Below are 17718 nucleotides of genomic sequence, written 5' to 3' on the forward strand. Positions count from 1 at the left end.
AAATAGTTTCTACAAAAATAAGTGAATAGCTGTATTGTTAAGGTTACATAAACATTATCAAAACTTTATTTGTGGTGGATATTATTTCCTTAATTTTGCTAAAATATTTTATAGAAACGTGGGAAGTAAAAATAAGTTAAAAAGATTCAAGGAAAACGAGACGTTCACCAACGTTTTTCAACCAACAAGAGAAGAAGTAGTAGGAAATGAGTTTCCGTTATTAGGAAAATGGAATTCAGATTTCTTCAAAAATGACAATCCAATAATCATTGAATTAGGTTGCGGAAAAGGCGAATATTCTGTTGGTTTAGCAGAACGTTATCCAGAGAAAAACTTTGTTGGAATTGATATAAAAGGAGCTAGATTTTGGCGTGGTGCAAAAACGGCTGTCGATGAAGGAATGCATAATGTAGCGTTTGTTAGAACTCAAATAGAGTTAATCAATCATATTTTTGCCGATGGTGAAGTGTCTGAAATTTGGATAACATTTCCTGATCCACAAATAAAATACAAGCGAACAAAACACAGAATGACCAATTCAGAGTTTTTGAAATTATACAAAAGAATCTTGAAACCTGATGGCGTTGTAAATCTAAAAACTGATTCTGAGTTCATGCATGGTTATACTTTAGGTCTTTTACACGGTGAAGGTCACGAAGTTTTATATGCTAATCACAATGTTTACAAAAATGAAGGTGCTCCAAGTGAAGTAACTGAAATTCAAACGTTTTACGAAAAACAATATTTGGAAATTAACAAAGCAATTACGTATATTCGTTTTAAAATTAAAAAGTAGTGTTGTCTGTTGTCAGTTATCTGTTTAGAAATACTGAAAACTGAGAACTGAAAACTGATAACATGAACATCATCCTTCCACTTTTATCGGGATTTATTGCAGCTGTAATAGGAATTCTTCCTCCAGGATTAATTAATATGACAGCAGCCAAAGTCGATTTCACCGATGGAAGAAAACGCGCCATGGTTTTTGTTCTTGGAGCTTTAATAGTGATATTTTTTCAAACGTATATTTCTGTAATTTTTGCTAGATACATTAATAGTCATCAAGAAATTGTGGTTTTATTACGTGAGATTGGTTTGGTAATTTTTTCAATTTTATCTGTTTACTTTTTATTTTTTGCTAAGAAGCCAAAACTAAAATCGCAAGATTCACTGCATTTAAAAAGTAAAAGAAGTCGATTTTTTATGGGAATGTTGATTTCGGCGATAAACTTTTTTCCAATTCCATATTATGTTTTTGTCAGTGTTACTTTAGCTTCCTTTAATATTTTTACCTTCAATCCGATATCGATTTATAGCTTAGTTTTTGGGGTTGTATTAGGTTCGTTTTTAGTGTTCTATTTGTACGTTTTGTTTTTCAATAAAATGAAATCAAAAACCGATTATTTTATGCAAAACATGAACAAAATCATCGGAATCATTACCGGAGTTGTAGCTATTTTTACCTTATACAATGTTGTAAAGTATCATTTGTAATGGAAGAAAATTTCTTTGAACGCGTTTATGCCATTGCAAAACAAATTCCAGAAGGTAAAGTAACTTCTTATGGGGCCATTGCCAAAGCATTAGGAACTGCTCGATCGGCAAGAATGGTAGGTTGGGCAATGAATGCTAGTCATAATCGCGATGATGTTCCAGCACATCGCGTTGTAAATAGAAAAGGATTACTTTCAGGGAAGCATCATTTTGATGGAACCAATCTTATGCAACAACTTTTAGAAAACGAAGGAATTGAAGTGGTTGACAATCAAATTGTAGATTTTGAGAAATATTTTTGGGAACCTAACGTTTCTAAAGAGTAATCTTTTGAAAATGAAAAAACTTCTTTCAATATTTTTTATCATTTTGTTTTTCTTTTGCTCTAAAAAAAATGAAAATGATTTGCCACGATTGATTGTTCCAAAGCAGGAAAATGTAGTTGAGGTTAATAGTAAGGAGATGTTACAAAATCGTTCACCAATTATAGCTGTTAATTTTATTTCCAGTTCAAAAGTTCTTACTAATAATTATGGAAGATTTGTTTTTGATGAAAAAAAGTTAAAATTTGTTCATAATAAATTTGATACTGTTTTTTCTAGAACAGATTTAAAAATCATAATTGACACATCTTATGTATTTACATCAAAAGGAATTGCATATAAAAATTTATTATTTTCTGTTAATGATACAATATTGAAAGATAGTATAAAGAAGCCTTTTTTTAAAAATAAGTTGCCTTTTGGTTCAATTAGAAATTTAGAAGTGAAATCAGTTTCTTCATATCCTGTTTTGTTTTATAATAATTCAAATAAAGGAATAATTATGGGTAGTTTAATAGATGGGCTAAAAATCATACAAGAAGCCAAAGACATTGACGGAATATGGAAACCAATTGAATTCCATAATAATATAAATGGTTGTTTAGGACCAATGAATCTTTTGCTAGAACCTAAACATTATACAGCTATTGCAATTATTAAATATAAAGGAAGTTTTAAAACTAAAATCAGAGTGAAATATCTTGAGGGTAAAAACATTTATTATTCAAATGAAATTAATGGTGCAATAAACAAAGCTCAATTTAATCAAGAATATTTATTAGATTTTTATAGGGACACTCATAGTGGCTCATATCCTCGTTACTTTGAGGATTTTAAAAAAAGAATATTTTTAAATAATTAATAATATTTTCTAATTCTTCAAAAATTCACAAAACAATAGAATCAAACTATCTTATTATAACAAAACTTTAAACCTTGTTACTATCATACTTTTAAACTTCTTACTATCTTTGCAATTCATATTCAGTTTAAATAAAAAGTTAGTCAACTTTTAAACTTTTAAACTCATAAACTTTTAAACAAGAAGATGAAGTTAGATAGAAAAGAAATCCTAAAAGCATTAGAAACAATTACTATTGCTGGCGAAGGAAAAAATATGGTTGAAAGTGGTGCGGTTCAAAATGTAATCACTTTTGGCGATGAGGTTGTAGTTGATTTATTGATTTCAACTCCAGCAATGCACATCAAAAAAAGAGCTGAAGACGATATTAGAAAACTAATTCACGAACAATTTTCTCCAAATGCGGATGTGAAAGTAAATATCAAAGTTGAAGCTAAAGAAAATCCAAACGAAATTAAAGGAAAATCTATTCCAGGAATTAGCAATATTATTGCGGTAGCTTCCGGAAAAGGTGGCGTTGGAAAATCTACAACTACAGCAAATTTAGCTGTAACTTTAGCTAAAATGGGATTCAAAGTTGGAGTTCTTGATGCCGATATATATGGGCCAAGTATGCCAATAATGTTTGATGTAGAAAATGAAAAACCAATTTCTATAGAAGTGGACGGAAAGTCTAAAATGAAACCAATTGAAAGTTATGAAATAAAATTACTTTCTATCGGATTTTTCACTTCGCCAAGTCAAGCAGTAATTTGGCGTGGACCAATGGCTTCTAAAGCATTAAACCAAATGATTTTTGACGCCGATTGGGGACAATTAGACTTCATGTTAATCGATTTACCTCCAGGGACAGGTGATATTCACTTGTCAATTATGCAAGCTTTACCAATTACTGGTGCGGTTGTAGTTAGTACACCTCAAAATGTAGCTTTAGCAGATGCTCGAAAAGGAGTTGCAATGTTCCAAAGTGAAGCCATCAATGTTCCAGTTTTAGGAATTATAGAAAACATGGCTTATTTCACACCAGAAGAATTGCCAAATAACAAATATTACATTTTCGGAAAAGAAGGTGCCAAAAATCTTGCAGAAGATTTACAAGTACCATTCTTAGGAGAAGTTCCATTGGTGCAAAGTATTCGCGAAGCAGGTGATTACGGTCGTCCAGCAGCTTTACAAACTGCTTCACCTTTAGAAAAAATATACGAAGAAATCGCAAGAAATGTGGTTCAAGAAACAGTAAACAGAAACGAAAATCTTGCACCAACCGAAGCAATTAAAATAACAACAATGGCAGGATGTTCTGCTGTAAAAAAATAGATTTGTAGATATTTGGATTGTTAGATTTTTTGAAGTCCAACAATCCAAAATTCTAGTAATCCAAAATTCCAAAAAGATGACACACGAAGAATTGACTTTAAATATCGAAAAAGCATTAGAAGAAATCAGACCTTTTTTGAATTCTGATGGTGGTGATATTTCATTGGTTTCTATTGATGAAGAAAAACACGTGAAGGTACGTTTTGAAGGTGCTTGTACAGGTTGTAGTGTAAATCAAATGACTTTAAAGGCAGGAGTTGAAACTACAATAAAAAAGTATGCTCCTCAAATTGAAACAGTTGAAAACATTGCATAATTCTTGTATGATAAAAATCATATTTAAAGACCTTTTCACTTTGTTACTTTGCGACTTTGAAACTTAAAAAATGATCGAAACTGATATACTTATTATAGGCGCAGGTCCAACAGGACTTTTCACCGTTTTTGAAGCTGGACTTTTACAATTAAAATGTCACATTATTGACGCACTTCCACAACCAGGAGGACAATTGGCAGAGTTATATCCTAAAAAACCAATTTTTGATATTCCAGGTTATCCTGAAGTTTTAGCAGGTGATTTAGTGACGAATTTAATGGAACAAATCAAACAATTTCAACCAGGATTTACCTTGGCTGAAACGGCTGAAACTATTGATAAATTAGAAGACGGAACTTTTATAGTTACTACTAATAAAGGAACAAAACATCACGCAAAAGCAGTTGCTATTGCAGGTGGTTTAGGAACTTTTGAACCAAGAAAACCACAATTAGAAAACATTACTTTCTACGAAGAAAAAGGAGTAGAATATTTTGTAAAAGATCCAGAATTATTCCGTGATAAACGAATTGTAATTGCAGGTGGTGGAGATTCTGCTTTAGATTGGAGTATTTTCCTTTCCAATGTGGCTTCCGAAGTTACTTTGGTTCATAGAAGAAACGAATTCCGTGGTGCTTTAGATTCAGTTGAAAAAGTACAAGAATTGAAAAAACTTGGAAAAATCAACTTGATTACTCCAGCAGAAGTTGTAGCTATTAACGGAAAAGACCATGTTGAAAGTATTGTTTTAGAAAACGAAGGCGTGCAACAAGTTTTTGAAACCGATTATTTTATTCCGCTTTTCGGATTGACTCCAAAATTAGGAGCGATTGCCAATTGGGGATTAGAAATTGAGAAAAACGCCATCAAAGTAAACAACGCTTTAGATTATCAAACCAACATCGACGGAATTTACGCCATTGGTGACGTAAATATTTATCCAGGAAAATTGAAATTGATTTTGTGCGGTTTCCACGAAGCAACGTTAATGTGCCAGAGTGTTTACCAAAGAATTAATCCAGGAAAACGATATGTTTTAAAATACACTACGGTTTCAGGAGTAGACGGTTTTGATGGAACTAGAAAAGAAGCTGAAAAAGCAGTTGTAAAATCGATTGACTAATGCCAAAAGACGTAACAGTATACATAACCGATAGAAACGGAGAACGACACGAAGTTCAAGCTCCAACCGACATGAACATGAACATCATGGAATTGATTCGTGCCTATGAACTAGCCGAAGAAGGAACTGTTGGTATTTGCGGTGGAATGGCAATGTGTGCTTCTTGTCAATGTTATGTTTTAAATGATGTAATTTCACTTGAAAGAAATCCTGATGAGGAAGCCATGCTTTGGGAAGCTTATCATGTAAAAGATAATTCTAGACTAGGTTGTCAAATACGAATTACCGAAGAAATAGATGGACTAGAACTCGAAATTGCACCAGAACAATAATTCAATTTGTCCTGCTGAGCCAGTCGAAGCATCACTTTTTTTACAACCCTAAAACCACTTTCGCTTTAGGAAAAATTCTTTCCACAAATTTAGTATAGGCAAGTTCTGAAGGATGCAAACCATCACTGGCAACCAAATTAGGCTGTGTTAATCCTTGTCTAGTAATATCAGTGATGTTCACAAAAGTGATATTATTTTGAATGCAATAATTTTCTGCAAAAGCGTTGTAAGCATCAATTTGCGTTGAAATAGTTGTGTTTCCATTTCCAAAAGGTGTGTAGGCATAGTCTGGTATTGAAACTACAATTACATTTGCTTTTATTCCTTTTGCCTTATCAATGGCAATGTTTACCAATTCTGGAAATTCTTGTTCATATAGACTGAAAGGTCTGTTTTGATATTGATTGTTGACACCTATTAATAAAGTTACCAAATCATAATCATTTGTTGGATTTTGTGAAGCAATTGCAGATTTTAAATTGGTAGTTGTCCAACCTGTTTGTGCAATAACATTGGTTACGAAAACATCTTTAGAGGTAAGATTATTTTTAAGTTCGTTTTGCAATTGAATTGGAAAGCGACAGATCTCACAAACACTTTGTCCTATGGTGTAACTATCTCCAAGAGCTAAATATTTAATTGTTTTTCCACTTGATGATGTTTGCACAGTGTCATTTGCTGAACAACTAACAAGTAAAGTAAATAATAGTAAACAACTTATTTTAAGTAAATGTTTCATAATGATTTATACGAAATTAAATCTACAGGAGTTTCAATATATTCTTTTACAATTTGTAAAACGCCATCATTGTTAGTGTCTATCAACCATTTAACTAAAGCGATTTTGCCGTTTTCAATTTCAATTCCGGTAATATTTCTTGGATGAACACAACTTCCGTCATTGAAAAAATTTAATAAGTTTTCATGAGGTTTTGGAAAATGTGGACGATGTGTGTGTCCAACAATTGTGATTTTATTTCCATTATCAGCTATCCACTTTTTGATTCTTCTTTCTACTTTTATGGACTCAAGATAATTTTTAGCCGGACTAGTTGGGTCTTTTATTCCCCAAACTTGCAAAGGTTTCCACAGAATTCTCACAAAAAAACGATTGAATTTCCAACCAACATAATTAAAAAAATCGGCTTGATGTCCGTGGGTTAAAAATAATTCTTGACCTGTTTCTGAGTTTTCTAAAACGATAGCTTCATGAAATTTTAAATCGGGCATCAAAGGCATTTTTTTTCCTTCGCCGGTATCAAAATATTCTGCAAAATTCTTTTTTACAATAGAAGGATTTCTATAAACCATATCATGATTTCCATAAATCATGTGAAGTTTTTTTTGCAAATAGAATTTCTTTAGTAATAAAAAAACATTTTTGTTGGCTTCCAAAATATCTTTGAAAAATAAATTTTCCCATAGTTCATCACCATCACCAAGTTCTACATATTGAAACCCGTTTTTGTAATATTGGTTTAAAGCGTGAACATAAATATTGCGATTATTAGCAAAGTCATCAGCAAAACTTCCATCGCCACGATGACAATCACTAAACAGAATAAATTTATCTTGATTGTTAAATTGAATTCGTTTGGCTTCTTTGTAGGCGCGTGTTAATCTTGTTTGAGATGACATAAGGTAAAATTTACTTGATAAAGATATAAATTTTATACCATTTCAAGTCTCATTTCCATTTGCTCTTCAATAGCATTCCAAAGTCCAATACGTTTTTCTAGTGCTCGAACAGAAACTTCTTCAACTTCTTTCCATTTTTGTTCAGAATCACCGCAAAGTTCTGTAACCATTTGCATTGCCATTGGTCCGTGTTCGTCAGCATCAAGTTCGATATGACGTTCGAAATAGTAAATTAATTTTGATAAATCGGTTTCAGGAAAATTGCTCTGAAAGTTTTTCAAGATTTCAGTAAACATATTCGGAATTAAATCTTCTCTTCCAAAAGTAAATGCTGCGGCAATTTTGTGCGCTTTTCCTTCTTCAATAACTCTAAAAGTGAAATCTAAAAAGTCTTTAACGTTTGGATGCAAATCACTTTGTTTGATGGATACAAAAATGTTTTGAGTAGCTTTTACGTTAATTAAAAATTCATGAATTTGAGTGGTGTTTGCGCCACATTGTTCCATAGCATCAATATACATTTCAAAGTGACTTTGACGTAATCCATCAATGGTTAAATCGGTTTCTTCAGCTACTACAATTTCGTTTATTAAATAACGTATTTCGGGATTTCCTATTGGTAACCAAGGTGTTGAGGTGCAAGTTAGTTTATTCTGTAGTGCTTTTAATAAAGACATAAAATCCCAAACAGCAAATACATGGTTTTCTAAGAAAGTATGCAAATCATCAATGGTTTTTACTTTTTCGTATAACGAATGTTGTAATAATTGATTTTTTTGAGATTGAATACTTGTATTTATATTTTCAATATTCATGGCAGTTTTTTTTAATTATATACGAATTTAATGTACTTATTGGATGTAATAAATTCTACACAAAAGTAAAAAAGCTCCTCGAATGTGAGAAGCTTTTTATATCAATTTTATTTATTGTTTAATCTGTTATTTAAACGCTGGAATTCCAGTAATATCTGCACCAGTAATTAACAAGTGAATATCGTGAGTTCCTTCATAAGTAATTACAGATTCTAAATTCATACTGTGACGCATGATAGAATATTCTCCTGTAATTCCCATTCCACCAAGAATTTGTCTTGCTTCACGAGCAATGTTTATTGCCATATCAACGTTGTTTCTTTTTGCCATAGAAATTTGAGCAGTTGTTGCTTTTCCTTCGTTTCTAAGAACACCTAATCTCCAAGTAAGCAATTGTGCTTTAGTGATTTCAGTAATCATTTCTGCCAATTTCTTTTGTTGTAATTGAGTTCCTGCAATTGGTTTGTCGAACTGAATTCTTTCTTTTGCATAACGCAAAGCCGTGTCATAACAATCCATTGCAGCACCAATTGCGCCCCAAGCAATTCCGTATCTTGCAGAATCCAAACACATCATTGGAGCACCAAGACCAGATTTTCCTGGTAATAAATTCTCTTTTGGAACTTTAACATTATCAAAAATCAATTCACCAGTTGCACTTGCACGAAGTGACCATTTGTTATGAGTTTCAGGAGTTGTAAAACCATCCATACCACGTTCCACAATTAATCCGTGAATTCTTCCTGATTCATCTTTTGCCCAAACCACAGCAACATCTGCGAATGGAGCATTTGAAATCCACATTTTAGCACCATTCAATAAATAATGGTCACCCATATCTTTAAAATTCGTAGTCATTCCACTTGGATTTGAACCATGATCGGGTTCAGTTAATCCAAAACAACCCATGAATTCTCCTGTTGCTAACTTTGGCAAATATTTCATTCTTTGCTCTTCAGTTCCAAATTTCCATATTGGATACATCACTAAAGAAGATTGAACCGATGAAGTTGAACGAACACCAGAATCACCTCTTTCTATTTCTTGCATGATTAATCCATAAGAAATTTGGTCTAATCCTGCACCGCCATATTCTTCTGGAATATAAGGCCCAAAACCACCAATTTCTCCCAAACCTTTAATGATTTGTTTAGGAAATTCAGCACGTTGTGCATAATCTTCAATTATTGGAGACACTTCTCTTTTTACCCACGCACGAGCAGAATCTCTAACTAATTTATGTTCTTCTGTTAGCAAATCGTCTAACAAGTAATAATCTGGAGCTTGAAATAAATCTGGTTTCATTTGATTGAAATTTTAATGATGGCAAAATTACATAAACTAATTTATTATATCATTCAACGAATGTTATAAATTTTCAGAATTTGTTAATTTTTTTACGAAAAAAAGAAAGAATATTATTAAAAGTGAAATTACATCTTCAAGTAGAAATCTTTTGTAAGATTAATGTAATCATCAGTGTATTCATGACGACTGATTTCAATAACCAATTCGTCTGCTGTTAATACAGAAAGTTCGTAACGTTTGAATGCAAGTAAACTTCTAACAATAGGTGTGGTATGTGAGCCTTTTACACGAGTAACTTTCACAGGAAAAAGTTCTACCTCGGCACATAAATCAATAAATCGTTCTTCTTCTTTAAAAGGAATGATAACAGCAAAAATTCCGTTTTCAGATAATAGTAAATCGGCAGCTTCAATCAAATCTTCAAAAGGTAAAGCATCTTGAAATCTTGCCAAATCACGTTGAGAACTGTCAGTTTTATAATCTTCTGAATAAAATGGAGGATTTGAAATTATGATATCATATTCATCTTCGGGTTCATCAACAAATTCATCCAAACCTGCGTGAAAACAAAATAATCTATCAGACCAAGGAGAATTTTCGAAGTTTTCCACACATTGTTCGTAGGCTTCCTCATCAATTTCTAAAGAATCAATTTGTTCAGCATTACTTCTTTGTGCCAACATTAAAGAAAGAATTCCTGTTCCTGCACCAATATCCAAAACCGAAAAAGGGTTGTTATCAATCGGACACCAAGCGCCAAGTAAAACGCCATCTGTACCAATTTTCATAGCACATTTGTCTTGTTGAACTGAAAACTGTTTGAAATTGAATGTTGACATTTTTTTTTGTAAAAGATAAAATCTAAGGAGTCTAAAAATCCAACAATCTAAAAATCTAATTAAAGATACATTTCTACCAATCCTTCTGGTAAATCCATAATTACTTTCTTGTTCTCTCTATCGATTTTAACCAAAAACTGATCAATCATAGGAACAAGTATTTCGACATTACCATTGATTACTTCAAAAAGTGGTTGTGCTGAAGTATCATTAATAGAAACAATTTTTCCAAAAACTCCTAAACGTTGGTCTTCAATTTCGAAGCCAATAACTTCGTGAAAGTAGAATTTGTTACCTTCAAGTTTTGGCAACATATTTAAAGGAAGGTAAATTTCGCAACCCATAATAGAATCAGCTTCTGCTTCATCATCGACATCTTCAAATTTCACTCGAAGAAAATCGCCTTTGTGTAGGTTACAATTTTCAATAAAAAATGGAACCAGATTTTTGTTGTATTCAACAAAAACTGATTCCATATCTTCATATAACTCTGGTTCGTCAGTATCTAAATAGATAAGGACTTCACCTTTAAAACTAAATTTTTTAGCGATTTTGCCTAAGTAGAAACAATCTTCTTTACGCATTATCGCAACAAATTAAGCTTCAGTTTCTTCGCTAGCTTCTTCAGCAGCTGGAGCTTCTTCTACTGCAGGAGTTTCCTCAACAGCAACTTCAGCAACAACCTCTTCGGCAACTTCTTCTTCTACAACTTCTGGAGCTTCAGCAGCTTTCAATGCTTCAGCAGCAGCGTTTGCACGTTTTTCGTTTGCAGCAACTTCAGCTTTTAATGCTTTAGCTTTAGCCTCAGCTTGTTTTTTAGACAATCCGTCTTTTTTAGCGTCAACTTTTCCAGCTTTTTCATCAATCCAAGCAGCTAATTTTGCATCAGCTTGTTCTTGAGTTAAAGCGCCTTTACGAACTCCTCCATCAAGGTGGTGTTTCAATAAAGCACCTTTGTAAGAAAGAATTGCTCTAGCAGTATCTGTTGGTTGAGCTCCATTGTGTAACCATTGTACCGCTTGGTCAAGGTTTAAATCAATAGTTGCAGGATTTGTGTTTGGATTGTAAGTTCCTAATTTTTCAAGGAATCTACCATCTCTTTTTGCGCGAGCATCAGCCGCTACGATCCAGTAAAATGGTTTTTGTTTTTTACCGTGTCTTTGTAATCTAATTTTTACTGACATAATCTTTTTGATTAAATTTTGAGGTACTCGACCTCGATTAATTAAGGGTGCAAAGATATAAAAGTTTTTCATTCAAACTAATACATTACAAAAAAATACTTTTTCATCGATTTTTTAGTTAAAAAAAGTATGTCAATTCAGTAAAAAAACTATTTTTGTGGTTGTAATATATATTCAAAATGAAAAAAATACTTTCCATATTAGTAATTACTCTTGCTTTAGCATCATGTAGTGAAGAAGTTAAATTTAGTAATCCTGCTTTTCAGGCTTATCGAGATGATGTTTTTTTTAATGGTATTGATGTAAAAGCATACAGATCATCAAATGGAGCATTAACACTTGTGGCTCTTGCACAAGATGAAGAAGTAGAAATTGATATTGCTAGTGGAGCAAAAGGTACTTATTACCTTGGAACAACAAATTTAAATACTGTAGCTTCTTATTCTTCATCATTTGATGATATTAATTTGTATTATGAAACTAAAATTATAAATGGACCGGTTGCTAAAATGAATACTCAAATGTTTGCAGGCGGTACAGGATATACTCCAGATTGTGTTTTATTGGATGGTGGTTATGCGTGCAACAGTTCACATGCAACTACAGGTGGTTCAGGTTCTGGATTAACATTAAGTGTTATAACAAACACTAGTGGTGTTGTAACATCGGTTAAAGTTGCCTCTCCTGGTAATGGTTACAAAGCAGGAGATTTAATAACTATTACAGGTGGTGGAAATAATGCTAAAGTGAGAGTTTTAAATGTAGAAGGGAGTAATGGAGAAGTTGTTATTACGGAAAACACAGGAGATACTGTTACGGGTACATTTAAATTTAATGCTATAAACGCTAATAATAACCCACTTGGACCAGAAATGGTGAACTTCCAATATGGAACTTTTTATAAAATTCCTGTTATTCCTGCACCATAAATTATAAAAGATAATAAAAAAAGCCGTTCTCAATTTGGGAACGGCTTTTTTGTTAAAATAATAATTAATACCTAATTAATAGTAGATTACATTTTATTTAACCTACCTTTGACAGGAATTTTAAAATAAAATTATGAACATTTTTGTTGGAAGTCTTCCTTGGAGTATTGAGGAAGCAGATTTAAGAGAGTCTTTTGAAGTGTACGGATCGGTTAGTTCTGTTAAAATTATTACTGATAAATTTACTGGAAGAAGTAAAGGTTTCGGTTTTGTTGAAATGGAAAGCGATGAAGAAGCTGAAAAAGCAATTACTGAATTGAACGGAGCTACTGTAGAAGGTCGTACAATTGTAGTAAACAAATCAGAACCAAAACCAGAAGGAGAAAGAAAATCTTTTTCTAACAACCGTCCAAGTGGTGGTGGTTACAATGGTGGTGGTAATTCTCGTGGTGGTTCAAGCTACAACGATAGAAACAGTGGTGGCGGTAACAGAGGAAGATACTAGTTTTTCAAACTTATTATACTACAAAAACCATTCGAGAATTCGGATGGTTTTTTTGTTTTTGTTAATAACTAAAATTGACAATCTCTTCCTTAAAATGTACTTTTGAAAATGTAATTATTAATTAGTTTTTTCTTGCTAATTACTATTCACTTATCACTAATTACTTTCAGATGTATTTAATATTCGATACCGAAACCACAGGATTGCCAAAAAGTTGGGCTGCACCAATTTCTGATACAGACAATTGGCCAAGATGTATTCAAATTGCATGGCAGTTGCACGATGATATGGGAAATCTTGTTGAACATCAAGATTATCTTATCAATCCAGAAGGTTTCAATATTCCTTACGATGCCGAAAGAATACACGGAATTTCAACAGAATTAGCTCAAGAACAAGGAATCCAACTTAAAGAAATGTTGGAGAAATTCAACATAGCCTTATCTAAAGCTAAATTTATTGTAGGCCAAAACGTTGGGTTTGATATCAACATCATGGGTTGCGAATTCTACCGAATGGGAATTAGTTCTCCAATGTCGCAAATGCCGATTTTAGATACTTGTACCGAAGTTACCGCATCGTTGTTAAAACTTCCTGGTGGACGAGGCGGAAAATTCAAATTACCAACATTAACAGAATTACATCAATATCTTTTCAACGAACCATTTGCAGAAGCACACAACGCAACTGCCGACGTTGAAGCTACAACACGTTGTTTCTTAGAATTAATTCGTACCGAAGTTTTTACCAAAGAAGAACTTGATGTTGAACCAGAATATTTCGAAGATTTTCAATTAAAAAATCCAAGATCAGTTCAATTAATTGGATTGAAACACATCAATCTTAAAGAAGCTTCTGAACAAATCAGAAAAAAACTTCAAAAAAGTGAAGATGAAACGGTTCAAACATCTATTTCTGATGCTGATAAAAAAGATTTCAAACAATCTCGATTTGCTCATTTACACAATCATACTCAATTTTCAGTTTTACAATCTACTATAGGAATTCCTTCATTGGTTGCTGCTGCTGCCAAAACAAAAATGCCTGCTGTTGCTATGACCGATACCGGAAATATGATGGGTGCTTTTCATTTTGTAAGCGCTGTAATGAATCACAATAAATCAGTAAAACCCAAAATTGAAGCCGCAATTGAAAATGGAGAAGAACCATCTGACAATGAAATTATTCCAATTGTAGGTTGTGAGTTCAATATTTGTGACAATCATAAAGATAAAACCAAAAAAGATAACGGCTATCAAGTAGTATTTTTAGCTAAGAATAAAAAAGGCTATCACAATTTAGCCAAAATGTCTTCTATTGCTTATATCGATGGTTTTTATTACGTTCCTAGAATTGATAAATCAGTAGTAGAGCAATACAAAGAAGACATCATTGTTTTATCAGGAAATTTATATGGTGAAATTCCTAGTAAAATTTTAAATATTGGAGAAAACCAAGCTGAAGAAGCGCTAATTTGGTGGAAAGAACAATTTGGAGATGATTTTTATTTAGAAATCATGCGCCATAATCAAGAAGATGAAAATCGCGTAAATAAAACCTTGATAGAGTTTTCACAAAAGCACAAAGTAAAAATAGTTGCTACCAACAATACTTATTACGTAAACAAAGAAGATGCTAATGCGCACGATATTTTGTTATGTGTAAAAGATGGTGAAAAACAAGCCACACCAATAGGTAGAGGTAGAGGTTATCGTTATGGATTGCCAAATCAGGAATATTATTTCAAATCGGAAGACGAGATGAAAAAACTATTTACTGATTTGCCAGAAGCCATTATCAACGTTCAAGAAATTATTGATAAAGTTGAAACGTATTCACTATATCGCGATGTATTACTTCCAAAATTTACAATTCCTGAAGAATTTGTAAATCCAGAAGATGAAGCCGATGGCGGTGTAAGAGGTGAAAATGCTTATTTACGACATCTAACCATGAATGGCGCTCAAAAGCGATATGGCGAAATCACTCCAGAAATCCAAGAACGATTGGATTTTGAACTACTAACCATTTCCAATTCCGGTTATCCTGGCTATTTCTTAATTGTACAAGATTTCATTGCCGAAGCTAGAAAAATGGATGTTTCTGTTGGACCGGGTCGTGGTTCTGCTGCAGGTTCTGCGGTTGCCTATTGTTTGGGAATTACCAATATTGACCCAATTAAGTACGATTTGCTTTTTGAGAGATTCTTAAATCCAGACAGGGTTTCAATGCCCGATATTGATATTGATTTCGACGATGAAGGTCGTGGTCGTGTTATGGACTATGTTATCAATAAATATGGTTCAAATCAAGTTGCGCAAATTATTACTTATGGTAAAATGGCAACCAAATCGGCTATTCGTGATACGGCTCGTGTATTGGATTTGCCACTTTTTGAAGCCGATAGAATTGCAAAATTAATTCCAGGAATGATGCCTTCCAAATGGAATTTGGCTCGATTTATTTCAGAAAAAGAAGAAGATGTCAAAAAAGCACTACGTTCCGATGAATTTGATAGAGTAAAAGAATTAATTGCCATTGCTAATGACGGAGAATTATCAGGCGAAACCATTCAACAAGCTAAAGTTTTGGAAGGTTCACTTCGAAATACCGGAATTCATGCTTGTGGTGTGATTATTACGCCAAGTGATATTACGAATTTCGTTCCAGTGACAACAGCCAAAGATTCTGAATTATATGTAACCCAATTTGACAACTCGGTCGCAGAAAGTGCCGGATTATTAAAAATGGACTTCTTGGGTTTGAAAACCCTTACCTTAATCAAAGATACGGTCAAATTAGTAAAGTACAGAACCGGAATTCAATTAGATCCAGATACTTTTCCAATTGATGATGTTAAAACTTATGAATTGTTCCAAAGAGGTGAAACGGTTGGTATTTTCCAATATGAGTCACCTGGAATGCAAAAATACCTTCGCGATTTAAAACCCACTGTTTTCGGAGATTTAATTGCTATGAACGCACTTTATCGTCCAGGACCATTGGAATATATTCCGTCATTCGTTCGTAGAAAAAATGGAGAAGAGGAAATAAAATACGATTTAGATGCTTGCGAAGAATACTTAGGCGAAACTTACGGAATTACAGTTTATCAAGAGCAAGTAATGCTTTTATCACAATCGTTAGCCGATTTCTCTAAAGGTGATGCCGACGTTTTGCGTAAAGCAATGGGTAAAAAAGACCGACCAACTTTGGATAAAATGAAGCCAAAATTTGTGGAACAAGCTGCTGCAAAAGGTCATGATGCTAAAATTTTGGAAAAAATTTGGAAGGATTGGGAAGCTTTTGCAAGTTATGCATTTAACAAATCACACTCCACATGTTACGCTTGGATTGCTTATCAAACGGCTTATCTAAAAGCGCATTATCCTGCAGAATATATGGCTGCGGTGCTTTCAAATAACATGAACGATATCAAGCAAGTTTCGTTCTTTATGGAAGAATGTAAGCGTATGGGATTGCAAGTTTTGGGTCCAGATGTAAATGAATCGTTTTATAAATTTACGGTAAACGAAAACAATGCCGTACGTTTTGGAATGGGAGCCGTTAAAGGCGTTGGAGCCAATGCTGTGGATACTATTGTTCAAAGCAGAAAAGAGGCTCCTTACAAGTCGATATTTGATTTGGCTAAAAAAATTGACTTGCGTTCTGCTAATAAAAAAGCTTTTGAAAGTTTGGCTTATGCCGGAGGATTTGACTGTTTTACCGATACACATCGTGCGCAATATTTTCACATTGAAGGCGAAGGAATTACATTTTTAGAAAAAGCCATGCGTTTCGGCTCTAAATTTCAAGAAAACGAAAATTCTTCACAAGTGAGTTTATTTGGTGAAGCTAGTGATGTTCAAATTGCCGAACCAGTTGTTCCGCCATGTGAAGAATGGAGTACAATGGAAAAATTAGCCAAAGAAAAAGAAGTTGTCGGAATATACATTTCGGGACATCCGCTTGATGATTATCGATTTGAAATGAATTATTTCTGTAATGTGAAATTGACGCATTTAAAGAGTTTAGGAAATTTAATTGGTAAGAATCTAACCTTTGGAGGTATTGTTACCAATGTGCAATATCGTACAGGTAAAAACGGAAAAGATTGGGCAATGTTCACTCTAGAAGGTTATGACGAAAGTTATGATTTTAGAATTTTTGACGAAGAGTATTTAAAATTCCGTCATTTCTTGGTTAATAATCAGTTTATTTATTTTAAAATTAATGTTAAAGATGGTTGGGTAAACCGCGAAACCGGAAAGAAATCTGATCCGCGAATCACTTTTCTTGATGCCAAATTATTAGCCGATGTATTACCAACTTTTGCCAAAAAATTAGCAGTTCAAATCAATATTAAAGATATAAGACAAGATTTAATTCAGCAATTGAGTGCTGTTTTTCAACAAAATGAAGGCGATAAGCAAGTAGATTTTGAAGTAGTAGAAACCGAAATTGTTAAAAGAACGATAGAAACAGTTGCTGCTCCAATGCCAATTCCGTCAGCTGAATTAACTGATGATGAATCAGAAGCAGAAGACGAAATCATTGAAGTTGAAACCGATAATGAAGAAGAAGTTGCGATGGAAATCACCAAAACAGAAGTTGAGGAAATACGTAAAATAACTTCATTAGAAATGAAAAGCAGAAAGCTAAAAGTGAAAATTTCTAAAGAATTATTGGAACAATTAGAGAAGTTGCAGGTGAATTTTAAATTGAATTAATAG

The 17718-nt window shown here is 33.1% G+C and carries 18 protein-coding genes; 11 read left to right on the forward strand and 7 right to left on the reverse strand.

What is annotated here, in order from left to right; all coding sequences use genetic code 11:
- Positions 1-118 precede the first annotated feature (118 nt).
- The 8 genes from trmB (at position 119) to ACYU7A_RS05430 (ending at position 5767) form a co-directional block, all read left to right on the forward strand.
- Positions 119-796, forward strand: coding sequence for a tRNA (guanosine(46)-N7)-methyltransferase TrmB (trmB, locus tag ACYU7A_RS05395; protein ID WP_396143805.1), 678 nt, complete (start codon positions 119-121; stop codon positions 794-796).
- A gap of 62 nt (positions 797-858) precedes the next feature.
- Positions 859-1494, forward strand: coding sequence for a LysE family transporter (locus tag ACYU7A_RS05400; RefSeq protein WP_298304832.1), 636 nt, complete (start codon positions 859-861; stop codon positions 1492-1494).
- Positions 1494-1820, forward strand: coding sequence for an MGMT family protein (locus tag ACYU7A_RS05405; RefSeq protein WP_460574728.1), 327 nt, complete (start codon positions 1494-1496; stop codon positions 1818-1820). Before ACYU7A_RS05400 ends, ACYU7A_RS05405 begins: the two co-directional genes overlap by 1 nt.
- A 10-nt stretch (positions 1821-1830) precedes the next feature.
- The gene (locus ACYU7A_RS05410) at positions 1831-2679 is read left to right on the forward strand and encodes a hypothetical protein (protein WP_460574730.1); all 849 of its coding nucleotides are present in this window, start codon (positions 1831-1833) and stop codon (positions 2677-2679) included.
- 186 nt (positions 2680-2865) lie between these two features.
- Positions 2866-3996: an Mrp/NBP35 family ATP-binding protein gene (locus tag ACYU7A_RS05415; protein WP_460574732.1), complete on the forward strand. Its 1131-nt coding sequence runs from the start codon at positions 2866-2868 to the stop codon at positions 3994-3996.
- Positions 3997-4072: 76 nt separating this feature from the next.
- Entirely contained in the window at positions 4073-4312 is a 240-nt protein-coding gene (locus ACYU7A_RS05420) for a NifU family protein (RefSeq protein WP_298304821.1), read from the forward strand.
- 70 nt (positions 4313-4382) lie between these two features.
- Positions 4383-5435: an NAD(P)/FAD-dependent oxidoreductase gene (locus ACYU7A_RS05425; RefSeq protein WP_460574734.1), complete on the forward strand. Its 1053-nt coding sequence runs from the start codon at positions 4383-4385 to the stop codon at positions 5433-5435.
- Positions 5435-5767 carry a 2Fe-2S iron-sulfur cluster-binding family protein gene (locus ACYU7A_RS05430; RefSeq protein ID WP_460574736.1) on the forward strand — a complete coding sequence of 111 codons (333 nt, stop codon included), beginning with the start codon at positions 5435-5437 and terminating at the stop codon, positions 5765-5767. The genes ACYU7A_RS05425 and ACYU7A_RS05430 overlap by 1 nt, the downstream gene beginning before the upstream one ends.
- A 40-nt stretch (positions 5768-5807) precedes the next feature.
- Here the strand turns inward: ACYU7A_RS05430 and ACYU7A_RS05435 are convergent, their stop codons facing one another.
- The 7 genes from ACYU7A_RS05435 to ACYU7A_RS05465 form a co-directional block, all read right to left on the reverse strand.
- The gene (locus ACYU7A_RS05435) at positions 5808-6506 is read right to left on the reverse strand and encodes an SGNH/GDSL hydrolase family protein (protein WP_460574738.1); all 699 of its coding nucleotides are present in this window, start codon (positions 6504-6506) and stop codon (positions 5808-5810) included.
- Positions 6503-7405 (reverse strand): metallophosphoesterase, encoded by a 903-nt coding sequence (locus ACYU7A_RS05440; protein ID WP_460574740.1) that lies wholly within the window; start codon positions 7403-7405, stop codon positions 6503-6505. Before ACYU7A_RS05440 ends, ACYU7A_RS05435 begins: the two co-directional genes overlap by 4 nt.
- 32 nt (positions 7406-7437) lie before the next feature.
- Positions 7438-8220, reverse strand: coding sequence for a DUF3050 domain-containing protein (locus ACYU7A_RS05445; RefSeq protein ID WP_460574742.1), 783 nt, complete (start codon positions 8218-8220; stop codon positions 7438-7440).
- Between the two features lie 126 nt (positions 8221-8346).
- Positions 8347-9525: an acyl-CoA dehydrogenase family protein gene (locus tag ACYU7A_RS05450; RefSeq protein ID WP_460574744.1), complete on the reverse strand. Its 1179-nt coding sequence runs from the start codon at positions 9523-9525 to the stop codon at positions 8347-8349.
- A gap of 128 nt (positions 9526-9653) precedes the next feature.
- Positions 9654-10367, reverse strand: coding sequence for a tRNA1(Val) (adenine(37)-N6)-methyltransferase (locus ACYU7A_RS05455; protein WP_460574746.1), 714 nt, complete (start codon positions 10365-10367; stop codon positions 9654-9656).
- Positions 10368-10426: 59 nt separating this feature from the next.
- The gene (gene rimM / locus ACYU7A_RS05460; protein ID WP_298304784.1) at positions 10427-10951 is read right to left on the reverse strand and encodes a ribosome maturation factor RimM; all 525 of its coding nucleotides are present in this window, start codon (positions 10949-10951) and stop codon (positions 10427-10429) included.
- A 12-nt stretch (positions 10952-10963) separates the two neighbouring features.
- Positions 10964-11551, reverse strand: a complete 588-nt coding sequence (locus ACYU7A_RS05465; RefSeq protein ID WP_460574748.1) for a 30S ribosomal protein S16 — start codon at positions 11549-11551, stop codon at positions 10964-10966.
- Positions 11552-11730: 179 nt separating this feature from the next.
- On the opposite strand from ACYU7A_RS05465, the gene ACYU7A_RS05470 reads away from it, so the two are divergent.
- The 3 genes from ACYU7A_RS05470 (at position 11731) to dnaE (ending at position 17715) form a co-directional block, all read left to right on the forward strand.
- Positions 11731-12480, forward strand: a complete 750-nt coding sequence (locus ACYU7A_RS05470; protein WP_460574750.1) for a DUF6252 domain-containing protein — start codon at positions 11731-11733, stop codon at positions 12478-12480.
- Positions 12481-12613: 133 nt separating this feature from the next.
- Positions 12614-12985 (forward strand): RNA recognition motif domain-containing protein, encoded by a 372-nt coding sequence (locus tag ACYU7A_RS05475; RefSeq protein ID WP_460574752.1) that lies wholly within the window; start codon positions 12614-12616, stop codon positions 12983-12985.
- A gap of 170 nt (positions 12986-13155) precedes the next feature.
- Positions 13156-17715 (forward strand): DNA polymerase III subunit alpha, encoded by a 4560-nt coding sequence (dnaE, locus tag ACYU7A_RS05480; protein ID WP_460574754.1) that lies wholly within the window; start codon positions 13156-13158, stop codon positions 17713-17715.
- Positions 17716-17718: the final 3 nt, after the last annotated feature.

Source organism: Flavobacterium koreense (assembly GCF_054776075.1).